3 protein-coding genes are annotated in these 14,284 nt (G+C 53.9%); all 3 read right to left on the reverse strand.

Features of this window, described 5'->3' with window-relative positions:
* Nucleotides 1–27: 27 nt before the first annotated feature.
* The 3 genes from AC6I4B_RS10890 to AC6I4B_RS10900 all read right to left on the reverse strand — a co-directional run bounded on the left by AC6I4B_RS10890 (nucleotide 28) and on the right by AC6I4B_RS10900 (nucleotide 14,115).
* The gene (locus AC6I4B_RS10890) at nucleotides 28–8,412 is read right to left on the reverse strand and encodes an SDR family NAD(P)-dependent oxidoreductase (RefSeq protein WP_497771610.1); all 8,385 of its coding nucleotides are present in this window, start codon (nucleotides 8,410–8,412) and stop codon (nucleotides 28–30) included.
* A gap of 1 nt (nucleotide 8,413) precedes the next feature.
* The gene (locus tag AC6I4B_RS10895; protein ID WP_497771612.1) at nucleotides 8,414–10,018 is read right to left on the reverse strand and encodes an acyltransferase domain-containing protein; all 1,605 of its coding nucleotides are present in this window, start codon (nucleotides 10,016–10,018) and stop codon (nucleotides 8,414–8,416) included.
* Nucleotides 10,019–10,083: 65 nt separating this feature from the next.
* On the reverse strand, nucleotides 10,084–14,115 hold the full coding sequence (locus AC6I4B_RS10900) for an AprA-related methyltransferase (protein ID WP_497771613.1): 4,032 nt from the start codon (nucleotides 14,113–14,115) through the stop codon (nucleotides 10,084–10,086).
* Between the last annotated feature and the right edge of the window lie 169 nt (nucleotides 14,116–14,284).

Raw genomic sequence — 14,284 nt, forward strand, 5'->3', positions numbered from 1 at the left:
TTTTTGCTGTCAGAGAAAAAACAAAAGTCATAATGTTTTCAACCAGTTTTGAATCTGGCTGGCGGTGGTATTGGCATGTTGATGGATCATGGAAAAATGATCCCCCGGGACATCTATTTTAGCTTGCACCTCGGGCCATTGGGCTTGCCAGCTTTCACGATGGGAGTGTGGCAGGCCAGGTAAAGGCGCCTGAGCCCGCAGGAAAAGCGTTGGGGTGGTGGTCGTGGGCAAAGGCGAGTCGGTTAATAATCTTTGATACCATGAAGCGGCGATTATCTGGTCATCCGCAGGGGGCAACTCCGACCATAATTCCCCTAATGTGCGCATTAATGCATGGCGCAGCGCCGTACTCATACTGCCAGGAGGGTAGCTATCAATCAGTACCTGCGCGACGGGAAAGATATCCTGAGATTCCAGATGAGCAGTCAGCGCGTGAGCTAACACGCCGCCACCGCTGTGCCCGGCTAAAACGAAGGGCGCTTTCCCGGTGCATTGCGATATTGCATATTGATAGTATTCAACTAATTGCCCGATGCTTCCAGGCAATGGGGTCTCTTTTGAAAAGCCCGGATTTGGCAATACCCATATCTCTCTGTCCTGCTCGAAGCTTGCCGCCAGCTCGGCATACTGAAATATCCCCAGTGGCATGTAAGGCGCAATGCAATAGATCGCCGGTTGACGTGTCCCGGATGCCAGTTTAATCGCTGGGCTGCCGTTGAGTGGGAGGGCTTCCCGTGTCAGGGGGCGAGCCATCTGACCGATAACGTCCATCAGTTGCAGGCCATGGTCAAACTGTTGCTGAATAAATGCCTGAGAAACCAGTTTGCTCAGCCCTGGCGCCAATATATCAGTGGTATCCGACGGGCGCTCATCGACAACCGCAGCACGACCAGAAAATGTGTGTTGAGACAGATAATCAATGAGCGTCTGCGGCGTGGGGTAGTCGAACAACAATGCGGGCGATAACGTCATTCCTGTTGCCTGGGTAAGGCGATTTTTTAATGCGGTCGCCATCATGGAATCCAGCCCCATTTCCTGTAACGAACGATCGGCCGCGATGGTGTGGTTAGCGTCAAGGTGCATGACTTTTGCGATAGCACTGTACACGATGTCGTCTATTGATAACGGGCGTGCGGTTTGCGACGGCAATGGTGTGAGCTTTGCTGCCGGTGAGGCTGTTGCGAGCGACCGGAGCGAGACGCCGTCTGGCCCGTCCAGCCAGTAACGCTGGCGTTGAAAGGCATAAGTGGGTAGCTCGATGAGGTGGCAGCCATAGGGTTCAAAAGCCGCCGACCAGTTAACCGGGCAGTGGCGAATATGCAGCCGAGCTAGCGCGTTCATCAGCTCATCGGTGTCCTGACCGCCCCGACAGAGAGGGCTGATAAACTCAGCATTTTTGAGCTGATGCGGTTGCAGGCAGTGCTGGGCCATGGTGGTCAAAATACCTTGTGGCCCAATTTCAAGGAACGTGACTGGCGCGTTGTCGTCAAATTCCTGTGCCAGGGCGCAGATCCCATCCAAAAACCTCACCGGGGCGCAAACGTGTTCAACCCAATATTCTGGATGGCAAATTTGTTGTGCACTGGCGAGTTGGCCGCTCACGTTCGACATCAGCGGGATCTGTGGAGGATGAAAAGTCAGTGAGGCAATCTGTTGGCGGAAAGTCTCCTGCATCCCTTCCATGTGCGGTGAATGGAACGCATGACTGACATTCAGGCGAGTGGTTCGACGTCCCCGAGCTGAAAAGTACTCGGCTACCTTGAGGGCCGTTTCCCGATCCCCCGAAATCACCGTTGCCGCCGGGCCGTTCAGCGCGGCAATCGCCACCTGCCGTTCATAGCCGGAAAGCTGCGCAACGATTTCCGCTTCGCTGGCCTGTATGGCTATCATGGCTCCTCCGGCCGGTTGACTCTGCATTAATTGCCCACGTGCAACAATCAGCTGACAGGCATCCTCCAGCGACAATACGCCAGCAACATGTGCGGCGGCGACTTCCCCCACGGAATGGCCTGATAACGCATCAGGCTGGATACCGAAATGCGCGAGCAACCGGAATAAAGACACCTCTAGCGCAAAGAGCGCGGGCTGGGTAAACGCGGTTTGCGCTAACAAAGAGGGCATTTCCTGTGGCTCAGGGGTGAATACAATCTCCCGCAAGGTGCGCGCATCGGGCAGGTTAAGCAGAGCGTCCAACTGTTCGCATAGCGTATCGAACGACGCGCGGAACACCGGGTAGCGTTCATATAACGCTTTTCCCATGCCGATGTATTGACTCCCCTGACCGGTAAAGAGCATCACCAGTTTTCCAGGGCGGCGTTGTTCAGTGGTAACGGTATCTGGCGCTATTTCATGGTTAGCCAGTGCCTGGAGTGATGATAATAAATTCGCACGGTTATCGCAGAGGAGAGCCGCTCGATGGCTGAAATGGGCGCGGCTTACCGCCAGAGAATAGGCGAGATTGCTTAGCGATAGCGCCGGGTTATGGTTTAGTAACCCGATGATTTTCTCAGCTTGCGCGCGTAACGCGGGCTGATTTTTAGCAGACAGCAGAAACGGAAATTGGCCATCATCTTGCGGGTCAGCCGTGGCGTTTTTTTGCGCTGGCGCTTCTTCCAGAATCAGATGCGCGTTAGTACCGCTTAATCCAAATGCCGAAATCCCCGCTCGCCGAGGGGCCGATTTAACCGACCAGCGTACGGTTTCAGTTAACAGCTTGAGCGCGCCGGATGACCAGTCGATATGAGGCGATCGCGTGTTGGCATGTAGCGTGGGAGGCATTTTTTCATGCTGCATTGCCAGTACCATTTTTATCACGCCCGTCACGCCAGCGGCGGCCTGGGTATGACCAATGTTAGATTTTACGGACCCCAGATAAAGTGGATTGGCTGCTGTATGCTGTTGACCATAGGTTGCCAGTAAAGCGTCGGCTTCAATTGGGTCCCCCAACCGCGTGCCCGTACCGTGCGCCTCAACCACGTCGATGTCGGCGGCGCTCAGACGGGCATTTTTCAGCGCCTGGCGAATAACGCGTTGTTGAGCCAGGCCGTTAGGCGCGGTTAAACCCTGACTTTTACCATCCTGATTCACCGCCGAACCACGAATGACAGCGAGAATATGATGGCCATTTTTCCGGGCGTCACTCAACCGCTCCAGCAATACTATGCCCGCGCCTTCAGCCCAGCTTACGCCGTCGGCGTCGGCTGAAAATGATTTACACCGCCCCCCCACGGACAATCCCTGCTGGCGGCTAAATTCGGTAAAAGCCCAGGGCGTGGACATCAGCGTTACGCCGCCGGCCAACGCCAGTTGACACTCTTTTTGCCTGAGCGACTGGCAGGCAAGATGCAGCGCGACCAGTGACGATGAACAGGCTGTATCGACGGTGATAGCGGTACTTTCCAGCCCTAATGCATAGGCGATACGCCCGGATGCGATACCTGGAGCACTACCTATTTGCAGATGGCCTTCCAGTTCGCTCGGCGTTTGTATCAGGCGAGCGCCATAATCGCTGTACATATTGCCGATAAATACGCCGGTATCGCTGCCATGCAACGTCGTCGGATCGATACGCGCCTGCTCAATGGATTCATATGCTATCTCCAGCAGCAGGCGATGCTGCGGATCCATGCTTAACGCTTCACGGGGCGTAATGCCAAAAAAGTCGGCGTCAAACTGGTCGCCCTGATGCAGAAAACCGCCCTGGGTGCTGTAGGTTTTACCGAAAGCATCGGGACTTGAGTCAAAAATCTGTTCGCTATTCCATCCCCGATTATCAGGGAAATGGCTAATCGCATCGGTTTTCGAAAGGAGTAATGACCAAAAATCTGCGGGCGTATTGACCCCGCCCGGATAGCGGCAGGCCATTCCAACAATCGCAACCGGTTCTGTTCTTTGCGCCCGATTGGCGTCTAATTCGTCCAGTGCGCGCTCAAGGTAATGACGTAGTTTGTTTTCAGTCTCAGTCATGAAATTCTCCCTTATTTTCGCGGAAATGATCATCAAGGCGTGCAAATAACTGCTCATCGGTTTGGCGGATGAGTGGCTCAGACCGCGTAGACTCGGGTTTTTCAGGCCTGACAGGGGCAGCCGTTTTCTGCCCCGAGGGGGGGCTGTTGAGATTGCCGTGCTTAATCTTTTTGCCAGCGACTGGCACGTTGGATTTTCAAACAAAAGCGTGACGGGCAGACGTAAACCGCTGCCTTTACTCAAGCGATTCTTTATTTCCACCGCCATCAGGGAGTCCAGGCCCAGCTCCTGTAACGGCCTGTCTGGTAGGGGGGCGTCTTCTGGCGCGATCTCCAGAACCTGGGTGACTTCATTTGTTACCCAACGCAATACTTTTTGGTAACGATGCGTCTCATTAAGACCAGAAAGGCTCTGCTGGATGGACCGCTCAGCACTCTCGACTCGTTGCTGTTGTGAACGCGCGGGCGTTTTTCTGGCGGAGAGTAAAGGGGCTAACAGAGGGTGCGGCTCTTCACTCTGGCGGTTTAAATTGACCGGAATGGCGTCAGTGTTCGGGGAATGCAGCGCGGCATCAAAAAGCGCCAGACCCTGTTTGAGAGACAGCAGAGAGACGCCCATTTTTTGAATACGGGATAAATCTATCTGATTAACCCGCGTCGCCATGCCTTCATTCCATGGCCCCCAGGCTAATGACAACGCGGGTAGACCGGCGGCGCGGCGCTGGTGGGCGAAGGCATCAAGAAACGCATTGGCGGCCGCATAGTTTGCTTGCCCGGCAGTGCCCAGTAAACCGGCCATGGATGAAAACAGGACAAACGAAGATAGCGGTGTATCACGGGTCAGTAGATCAAGATTAAGGGCCGCATCAAGCTTGGGTTTTAACACTTCGGTTAAATCCTGAGCGGTCATGGAGTCGACCAGCCCATCGCGAAGAGTACCGGCTAAATGAATGACTGAGGTGAGTGGGAACTCGGTGGGAATAAGCGCCATAGCCTGTTCAAGTGAGGCTTTATCGGCGACATCACAGCGCGCGATGACGACCTGAGCACCGGACTGCATTAGATCCTGGCGTAGCTTATTTGCCCCGGGCGCCGCTTCCCCCTGGCGAGAGAGCAGAAGCAAGCTTTTGCACTGGTACTCAGTGACCAGGTGGCGGGCGATGAGCATCCCCAATTTTCCCGTTCCGCCGGTAAGCAGCACGGTTCCGTCTTTGTCGAAACGGAATGACGAGGCCGCGTGTGGTTCGCTGGCGATTAAAACGGGGCGATAGAGTTTGCCTTTTCGCAGCGCCAGTTGGTTGTTATCCGAAGATAAAGCCCGTGAAATAGCGCTGAGCGACGCCGGATGATCATCGATATCCAGCAGCCGTATCTTTCGGTCGGGGTGCTCGTTTTGCGCTGAACGCAGTAATCCCCATATCGGGCTTTGATTCATATTCACGATGTCTTCATCCGGCGTGAGGGCTTGCGCCCTCTGAGTGACGATCACGAACCGGCTATTGGCAAACTCTGGCGCGGCAAGCCAGTCTTGTAATTGCCGCAAAATATCTGTCGTGACTTGATGAGCGGCGACGGCAGGGGGCGTGGTTCCCTGCGCCGGGCAAAACAGCACGACATCGTCAATGTTATCCGCCGGTGTTTGCGAAGCGGCAAAGGCCAACGGCTGCCAATGCAGGTGTAACAGCCCGACGGTGGGCGCGGTGGCAAAAAAACGCTCGGCGGGCGCCCGGCGAGTGGTGATGCCATCGAACCAGGCAAGAACCTGACCATCGTCATTACAGAAGGCGATATCCGCCAGCGTATGGTCATCGGAGGGTTTATTCTGCGGGCGTAGGGCATGTTTCGCCCAGGTTGCTCGCTGATGGTGTCCTGACCAGTAGACGTGTTCGATGGCAAAGGGAAGCTGCGGAACCCCATCAGACGCCAAATGGCGCGCCAGAAGCGAAAAAGCAAAGGCATTATCCACCAGGCCGCCCGGCACGGGGGCATCATCCGTAGCGGTGTCTGGTGGCGGCGCGAACCGCCCGAGCGTGGTCTGCTCATCGACCCTGAATGCATCAGTTAGCCACTGCCATTGGTTTCCCCAGTCAACTTGCATGGCGCTCAGCCGAGCGAGGATATCCGCGCGTCCGTTAAACAGCGGGGTACGCTGGCTATCCTGGAGCTGCACGGTTGTGTTGGGCGGTGGTGCGGTGGCGCGGTTCATTGTGGCGGTCAGTAATGCGATCCACTGTGAATCTTTCTGCACTGATAGGGTGACTGAAAATCCGGCCTGTTTGTCTGATATCGGCGTGAGGAGGAGGGAAAGCGTCAGGCTATCGGACGGCTGCTCGAACGCCAGAGGGCGCAGGAATTGTACATCGTTGAGCACGATCGCTTCCGTTGGCCAGTGGGACTCTGCGACGGCCAGTAATACCGCCACGTAGAACGCGCCTGGCACGACAATTTTGCCATACACTTTATGGTCAGCCAGATAACGCTGGCGTTCGGGGCCGATATCCAGTTGATGCAGGATAGTACCGTCCGGCAGCGGGATTTGTTGGCCGCTAAGAGAATACCGCCCGGCGAGAGTCTGCGTCTTTAATGGTGCGGTTTCTATCCAGTAACGTTTGCGCTGGAAAGGATACGTCGGTAAATCCTGACGCTTGAAAGCCCAGGGTTCAAAGACAGTTTGCCAGTCAACGTCTTCACCGCGAAGATAACGGGTAGCCAGAGGATGGGTGTCCGGTGAAAGCGGCAATGCGTCACTGACGGCGTATTCCGGCTTATCGACGTTGATACCGTCGGCGTGCTCGCCTTGTGCCAATAGACGTAATGCGTCAAGTAAGGTTTGCCTGCGGTGAGTCACGATGACGGCTCGTTGTCCGAAATGACTTCTGCCTGTTGCCAGGGAACCCGCCACATCGAGAAGGGCACATTCAGGCTCAGCCATCAACCAGTTGTACAATTGACGAGCTTGTGCAGAGAGCGCGGGGCGTGTTTTTGCCGAAATCACAAACGGCAGGATTACGTTCGAAACCGCTTTATTGCGCGACTCCAGCGGTATCTGCGGAGGTTCTTCCAGAATAACATGCGCATTTGTCCCGCTTAATCCAAAGGCAGACACGCCCGCTCGACGGACTCTTCCTTGCGGCTCACGCAGCCAGGGCCGCAGGCTGTCCGTGACCCGGACGGGTAGCTCAGACCAGTCGATATGGGGATTCGGCGGTGTGGTGTGCAGCGTCGGCGGCAACGCCTTATATTGCATTGCCGCAATCATTTTTGCCACGCCGGCAAGTCCTGCGGCTGATTCCAGATGCCCGATATTGGTTTTAATCGCGCCGAGTTGCAGAGGATTCTCCGGTGTGCGGTGCGGGGCATAGACCTCACCGATTGCCCGTACTTCAATCGGATCGCCAAGCGATGTTCCCGTACCGTGACATTCCACGACATCAATATCACCCGGATTAAGATGCGCGTTTTCCAGTGCGGCACGTAAGACCGCCTGTTGGGAGCGGCCATTCGGTGCTGTAATGCTGCTGCTGGCTCCGTCGTGATTAACCGCCGTGCCGCGAACGACAGCCAGGATATTCCGGTTAAGGGCTTTTGCATCACTGAGACGTTCCAGCGCAACGACGATGACGCCTTCACCGCGCCCGTATCCATCGGCATGTGCTGAAAAGGTTTTTGACCGTCCATCGGCGGCTAGCGCTTTGGTTCGAGAGAGCAGAATAAACAGCGCTTCATCCGCCATCACCTGTACCCCTGCGGCCAGCGCGACTTCACACTCTCTTTGGCGCAGAGACTGACAGGCGAGATGCAATGCGACCAACGAGGAAGAGCAGGCGGTATCGATGGATATCGCCGGGCCATGAAGCCCCAGGCAAAACGCGATGCGTCCGGCGGCAAAAGAGGTGTGCGTGCCGAGAATGCGATAGGCTTCAGACTCTTGGCTGAACGCCTGTAGCGTCTCGTAGTCGCTAGGGCCAATGCCTACGAACACGCCGGTTTTACGCTGTTTCAGCGTGCCGGGAACAATCCCTGCGTGCTCCAGCGCTTGCCAGGTTCCTTCGAGCAATAGCCGATGCTGAGGGTCAATATGTCTGGCTTCACGGGGGCTGATACCAAAGAAATCCGCATCAAATAACGCAATATTCTCTAAAAAGGCCGCATCACGAACATAGCTTTTTCCTTTGCAATCAGGATCCGGATCGTAGCTGTGCTGTGCGTGCCAGCGGTGTTCAGGAATGGGGCCGACGGCATCGCTACCGCTTTTCAACATCTCCCAAAGACTCGACAAATCAATGATGCCGCCGGGCAACTGTAATCCAATACCGACAATGGCGATCGGGTCGTTGTGTGTTTGTGCCGTATGGCGTAACCGTTCAATTTCATTCAGCGAGGCAATCAGAGCCTCGCGCAGTTTGTCTTTGGTGATGTCGCTCGTGGGTTGTTGAGGCGTCGTCATTTTATTTTTCCCCTCTGAGCAATGCGCTGGCCGCCGCGAGTAAATCATTATCATCCAGTGCGGTAAGGTCTGCGTCAGCCCCCGACGTCACCGCTGTTGCGGATGGGTGATGAGGCGGTGGCATGGAAGGTGATTGCGGTGGCTGGAATTTTTCTGCCAGTAATTGTGCGACGGCTTCCGGGGTCGGGTAGTCAAAAACCAGGGTGTCTGGCAATTTGATGCCGGTGGCTTCATGTAACTGCCAGCGCAGCTCAACGGCCATAATGGAGTCCAGCCCCGAATTGAAAAATCCAGCGTCGGACGCAATGCGCGTCGTCTCCTTAAACCCCAATACCTGAGCCGTGTTATCCAACACCACCGACAACATGTGTGCCGTGCGTTCGCGTTCGTTTAATGCCTGCAATTGTTGTTGTAGCTGCATGAAGCGCTGGTGGTTCTCCATTTGCGTGGCGCTAATCTGAGGTTGGGGGCGTTCGGCCTCTCGTGATTCTGGCTGTGGCTGTGCGTGCGGTGTTGGAGAGTCACCCAGAACATTTTTAGCCACCTCAACCCAATAGGATTCACGCTGGAAAGCGTAGGTTGGCAAGTGGATGCGTTGCGATGAACCGGGAGGAAATACGGTGAGCCAGTTGGGCGTCTGCCCGTGTAAATACAACTGCGCCAGCGCCGCCATCAGTGTGGGGGTATCGTTGCCCTCACGCCCTAACGGGGCGATGGAAACGACGGCGTTATTATTCAGGCTGGCTTGTGCCAGCGAGGTTAGAATGCCCTGAGGGCCTATCTCAAGGAAAGTTGTCACACCTTGTTGTCCGGCGGCGTAAATCCCCTCGCTAAAGCGCACCGTAGAGCGCACGTGGCGAACCCAATAATCCGCAGAGCATAACAGAGTCGCATCGGCCAACTTGCCGCTCAGGTTTGAGATTATCGGTATTTTGGGCGGATGGAATGTTAACCCGCTGAGCACCTGACGAAACTCGTCGAGCATGCCATCCATGTGAGGAGAATGAAAAGCATGGCTAACCGTTAAACGCGTTGCTCGACGCCCCTGAGACTCGACTTGTGCGGCAATCGCCATCACTGGGGGTTCATCTCCGGCGATGACCGTGGCGTGGGGGCCGTTGAGCGCGGCAATTGCCACCCGCTTTTCATGGCGAATGAGATAGGGCTGAACCTCGGCTTCGCTTACCTGGAGCGACACCATTGCGCCGCCCGTGGGTTGAGCCTGCATCAGGCGCGAGCGTGTGGTGACCAGGGTACAAGCATCCTTCAACGACAACACCCCGGCAACATGTGCCGCCGCGACTTCACCGATGGAATGGCCGATCAGCAGATGGGGTTTAATCCCCCAGTGTTCAAAAAGCCGGAACAGCGCCACTTCCAGAGTGAAAAGCGCGGGCTGGGTGAAAAGCGTCTGGTTCAACAGCCGGGCGCGCTCGCCGCCTGGTTCGGCGAAGATAATATCCCGCAATATTGTTTGCGGCTGAATTTCCATTAAAGGTCCCAGTTCCGCGCAAACGGCATCAAATGCCTGCTTGAATGCAGGGAACTGTTGGTAGCACGCATAGCCCATGCCCGGATACTGACAGCCCTGACCAGTAAACATCATGGCGAGTTTGCCGGTGTGGGAGATGTCTGCCTTCTGAACCTCCGGCAGCGCGGTTTCACCACGGCTCAGATGCGATAAACCTTGCAGTAACTCCTGGCGTTGTGCGGTAACAATGGCTGCGCGGTGGGAAAAATGACTGCGCGGTGGGAAAAATGACTGCGCGTTGTTGCCAGCGACACGGCCACATCCGTCAAATTTATCTCAGGAGAATCCGTTATCTGTTGGTGCAATTTACCGGCTTGTTGCTGCAAGGCTGTGGCCGTTTTGGCTGAAAGAACAAAAGGTAAAGTGGATGCGGGGACCGCATCTGAACCACGGGGAGAAGGCGCTTCTTCAATAACCATATGCACATTGGTACCGCTGTAGCCAAAAGAGCTAATCCCTATACGCGGGCGTGAAACAGGTTCCAGAATGTCCATGGCGGTTTGATTGATGGTAACGGACATGCGTTGCAGTTGTTTGTCCACTAAAGGATTTAACGTGGAAATCGATGGCGTTGCCGGAATATTGCGATGCTTAAGAATGAGTATCGACTTAATTAAACCCGCTAAACCGGCGACGGCTTCCGTATGGCCTAAATGGGTTTTGACTGAACCCAGCACCAGCGGTGCAGCACGTGTCGTATTATCGGCAGCGAATACATTCATCAGGGCTTCAACTTCAACCGGATCCCCTAGTGAAGTCCCTGTCCCGTGGGTTTCAACATAGGTAATCTCATGCGGAGCAACGTTTGCTTGCGCTAACGCGGCACGGATAACCGCTTCCTGAGCATGACCGTTTGGTGCTGTTAATCCATTACTGGAACCGTCCTGATTAATGGCGCTGCCCTTAATAATGGCCTGAATAGTATCTCCAGCATCAAGGGCATCCTGCGCTCGTTTTAGAACCACCATCGCGCAGCCTTCACTGCGGACATATCCGTCGGCGGAGGCGTCGAAGGTCTTACATTTCCCGACCGCCGACAGCATATTCGCGCGACCAAACACCAGACTCAGCTCCGGTGTGAGAATTAAGTTTGCCGCCCCCGCGACCGCCATATCGCACTCGCCATGCTGTAGGCTTTTGCAGGCCTGATGAACGGCGACCAGCGCCGATGAACAGGCGGTATTCAGCGATATCGCTGGGCCGTGAAAATCATAGAAATAGGAGAGCCGCCCGGCCTGAACGGATGCGGAACTTCCCGTGGAAAAATGAGGCTGGTAGTCATCCCAGGTATGGGACTTCAACTGGAGTGATTCATAATCATGCCCAAAATGACCAATGAAAACGCCGGTTTGACTACCTTTTAGTGAATCTGGGGCGATGCCCGCATCTTCAAATGCTTCCCAGGAGGTTTCCAGTAACAACCTTTGCTGTGGATCCATATTGATAGCTTCTCGCGGTGAAATGCCAAAAAAGGAAGCATCAAACAGCGAGACATTGTTCAGGAAACCACCATAAGACGCGCCTTTGACGCCGCTGGTGATGGCTGGGTCCCAGCGTTGCGTTGTGACCATCGATGCAACGTCATCCGCGCCTTGCAAGTACTGCCACAATGCCGCTTTATCATTAATATTCTGTGGAAAATGGCAGCCAACACCGACGATGGCAATATCCTGGCTATCTGGGCGATATTCCGTGGTGGAGGCGAGCGGTCGGGGGATATTCTGTTGCGTAGGTTGAGGTGATTCGACGGGGGCGGATGCCTGATTTTTAAGCCTGTTAAGGTAATCAATCACGCTGGCAGGCGTCGGGAAGCGGAAAAATATCGCGGCTTCCAGGCGAGTATTCAACAGGCGGTTAATCACCTCGCGCAATTCCGTGAGATCAAGGGAGTCTAATCCCATATCCCGAAACGAGGTAGTAGGGCGGTAGTGTGAGAGTTTTTTCTTACCCAATAGCGTTTTGAGCCTGACGGTAATGGCCTGGTCTATTTCAGCATCAGAATAGTGCGCGAAGGCTTTTGGCGTTTTGCTCATCGCCTGTGTGCTGTCGAGTTCATTTCTTACTGCGTAGCCAATCAGTACGCCGTGACCTTCGTTCTCGTCATCTGCGGGGCGGTAATGGCGGGCAATACCTAAAATATGCGCGCCGTGGGACAGATGGAAATGTAAGATAGGGTCGCAGTGCTGCCCGTCTTCCTCTGCCTGGTTAACATACTGTTCGTAGCTGACCTGCTGCCGATGGTGTAGATAATCTTTGCAGCGGGTGACGCCGACCACTTTTTCGACAGTATCCTGAAGCGCGGCGACCCGTAGCAGATGGGTTAGCAGGGTGTCTCCGAGCGCCATTTGCTGGCGCTGCGGGTGAATATTGATTGCCAGCAATTGGAGCACCGGTGCACCTTCTTCATGCAACAGATGAACCTGGCTTGCGGAGGTATGGTAAAGCGCCTCCTCTGAAGTAATGCGCTGCGTATAGCCTACGCCGACCACTTCTCCCCCATAATCGATAACGATATTACCTTCCGGGTTTAGGGAAATTCTGCGGGTGAGCGCTTGCCTGTCAGCGCGCAGCCCGTCCGCCCAGCACAGCGTTTCCAGTTCCAGCAGCGAGGGAATATCTTCCGGCGTGGCGTAACGCAGTTTATACGTCTTTTTCCTGAACCAATTCAGGCTGACTCGCGTATACGGAAAGGCGCGAGGAAAGCGATGGTGAAACTCCGAATCGCAGAATAATCCGGCCTCAGCCGCGACCTGCGCAAAGGTGGCGGCATCCAGTAAATTCTGCCGGGAGAATGAATGAATGGCATCAAAGTGAAAGCTTTCGTTGGACGAAAAGTAGCGCTGAACTACTCGCGCCGGCAGTGTGTGAACTTCCAGTATCAGGATGCCGTGCTGTGAGCTTGCTTGCGCCCAGCGCGAAAAGTGTTCTACGTAACGCTGGATAATATGCTGAGGGTTCTGTAATCCGCCTTTATCGGTAACCGAGATAAAGCGTGGCGAGGTCGTGACCCTTTTATCGGCGGCCTGCGGATTATCTACGCCCTGATAGGGGATTTCATGATCGAGAAATGAGCGGATGTGCAGAATGTTTTGCGGATCGGTAATGCCGTTGGCTTCCAGTGATTTCAATAGACAATCTGGTTTGGCAACATCCCCTTCTAGCGTGAGATGTGGAATGTCCTTTAATGTCACTTCCGTTTGGCGTAATGCTTTTTGATTGAGGTCCGCACCGATCAGCAACAGAGGATGGGTGGCGAGATTTTTCCCGCGCAGGGTGTTTGCTGCCACAAAGGTATAGACGCGGTGCAGGAATGCGCCGTCGCCACAGCCCATATCGGCAATATATTTAGGCTGATTATCCAGGTCGTTGTCGTCGAAGAGTTGGCTTAGTATACGATCGACACTGGAAAAATATTTCTCATGTTGAAAGCCACTGGCGATGACATTGAGTGTCCGGTCAATATGTGATTCATGACTGTTTTCATCGTGAGCGAAAATAGTCTCTGGATGGCCAAACAGCAGTTCATGCATCTGTAATAGCATCGGTCTGTAGGATATTGTCATGCCAAGGTTATAGGCACGTTCCAGTATAAATTGCCCCGTCGCATTAAGTTCGCCGTGTTCTACCCATCCCTTGAGGGAAAATAATTCATTGACGGCCGCTAATAATTCGCCAGAAAGCGTTTCGGCTAATACTGTCGATGTTATAGCCAAATCACCGATGTTTTTTTTCAATACTATCAGTAGCGGTGCTATCATCGGGCCATCAAGCAAGTCTTGTTCTATTGGGGCGTCGGTGGCTTTTTTATTCCGTCGAATATTTTCAATCCATGCTTTGAGCAGGCTTATATGTTCATTATTTAAAGGGAAACTAAGAATATTGGAGTGGTAGGGCTGGATTAGCGCGTCATCAACCTTATCGATAAAGAATAAAAAACGATCTCGTTGAATGAGTTGAATGTGATTGTTGGTAATTGAAATCCAGCCTAAAGATTCAAGTGTTTTCAGCGCGGCATGAAAATTACCAGAGTTTGCCGATAACTGTTGCTCAAACTTGTTTATATCAATATTGTTTTGGGTTTTTAATATTGTGGGGAAAGGCGTAGATTTTAATGTATGCACTATGGGAATAAAAACATACCCATGAGCATAAATATTGATAATCTCCAGCATATAAGTCACCTCATCAAGTACTAAAATTTAGCCTTAAGAAGTTTAGTTGGGATTTTCGCTAACGCGATCCAGAAGCGTAAAAAATTGTAGCCAACGGTGATGTATCACGCGAGCTATGGTGGCAGGGGCTGGTGAGGTCACTGAGGTGCTCAGATTTTGCGCGGTTAGA

The organism is Kluyvera fluvialis, assembly GCF_059725275.1.

What these genes read in the sequence shown, in the direction of transcription:
- AC6I4B_RS10890 (WP_497771610.1), bottom strand. Translation starts at nt 8,412, where the DNA reads ATGACGACGCCTCAACAACCCACGAGCGACATCACCAAAGACAAACTG.
- AC6I4B_RS10895 (WP_497771612.1), bottom strand. Translation starts at nt 10,018, where the DNA reads ATGATGTTTACTGGTCAGGGCTGTCAGTATCCGGGCATGGGCTATGCG.
- AC6I4B_RS10900 (WP_497771613.1), bottom strand. Translation starts at nt 14,115, where the DNA reads ATGCTGGAGATTATCAATATTTATGCTCATGGGTATGTTTTTATTCCC.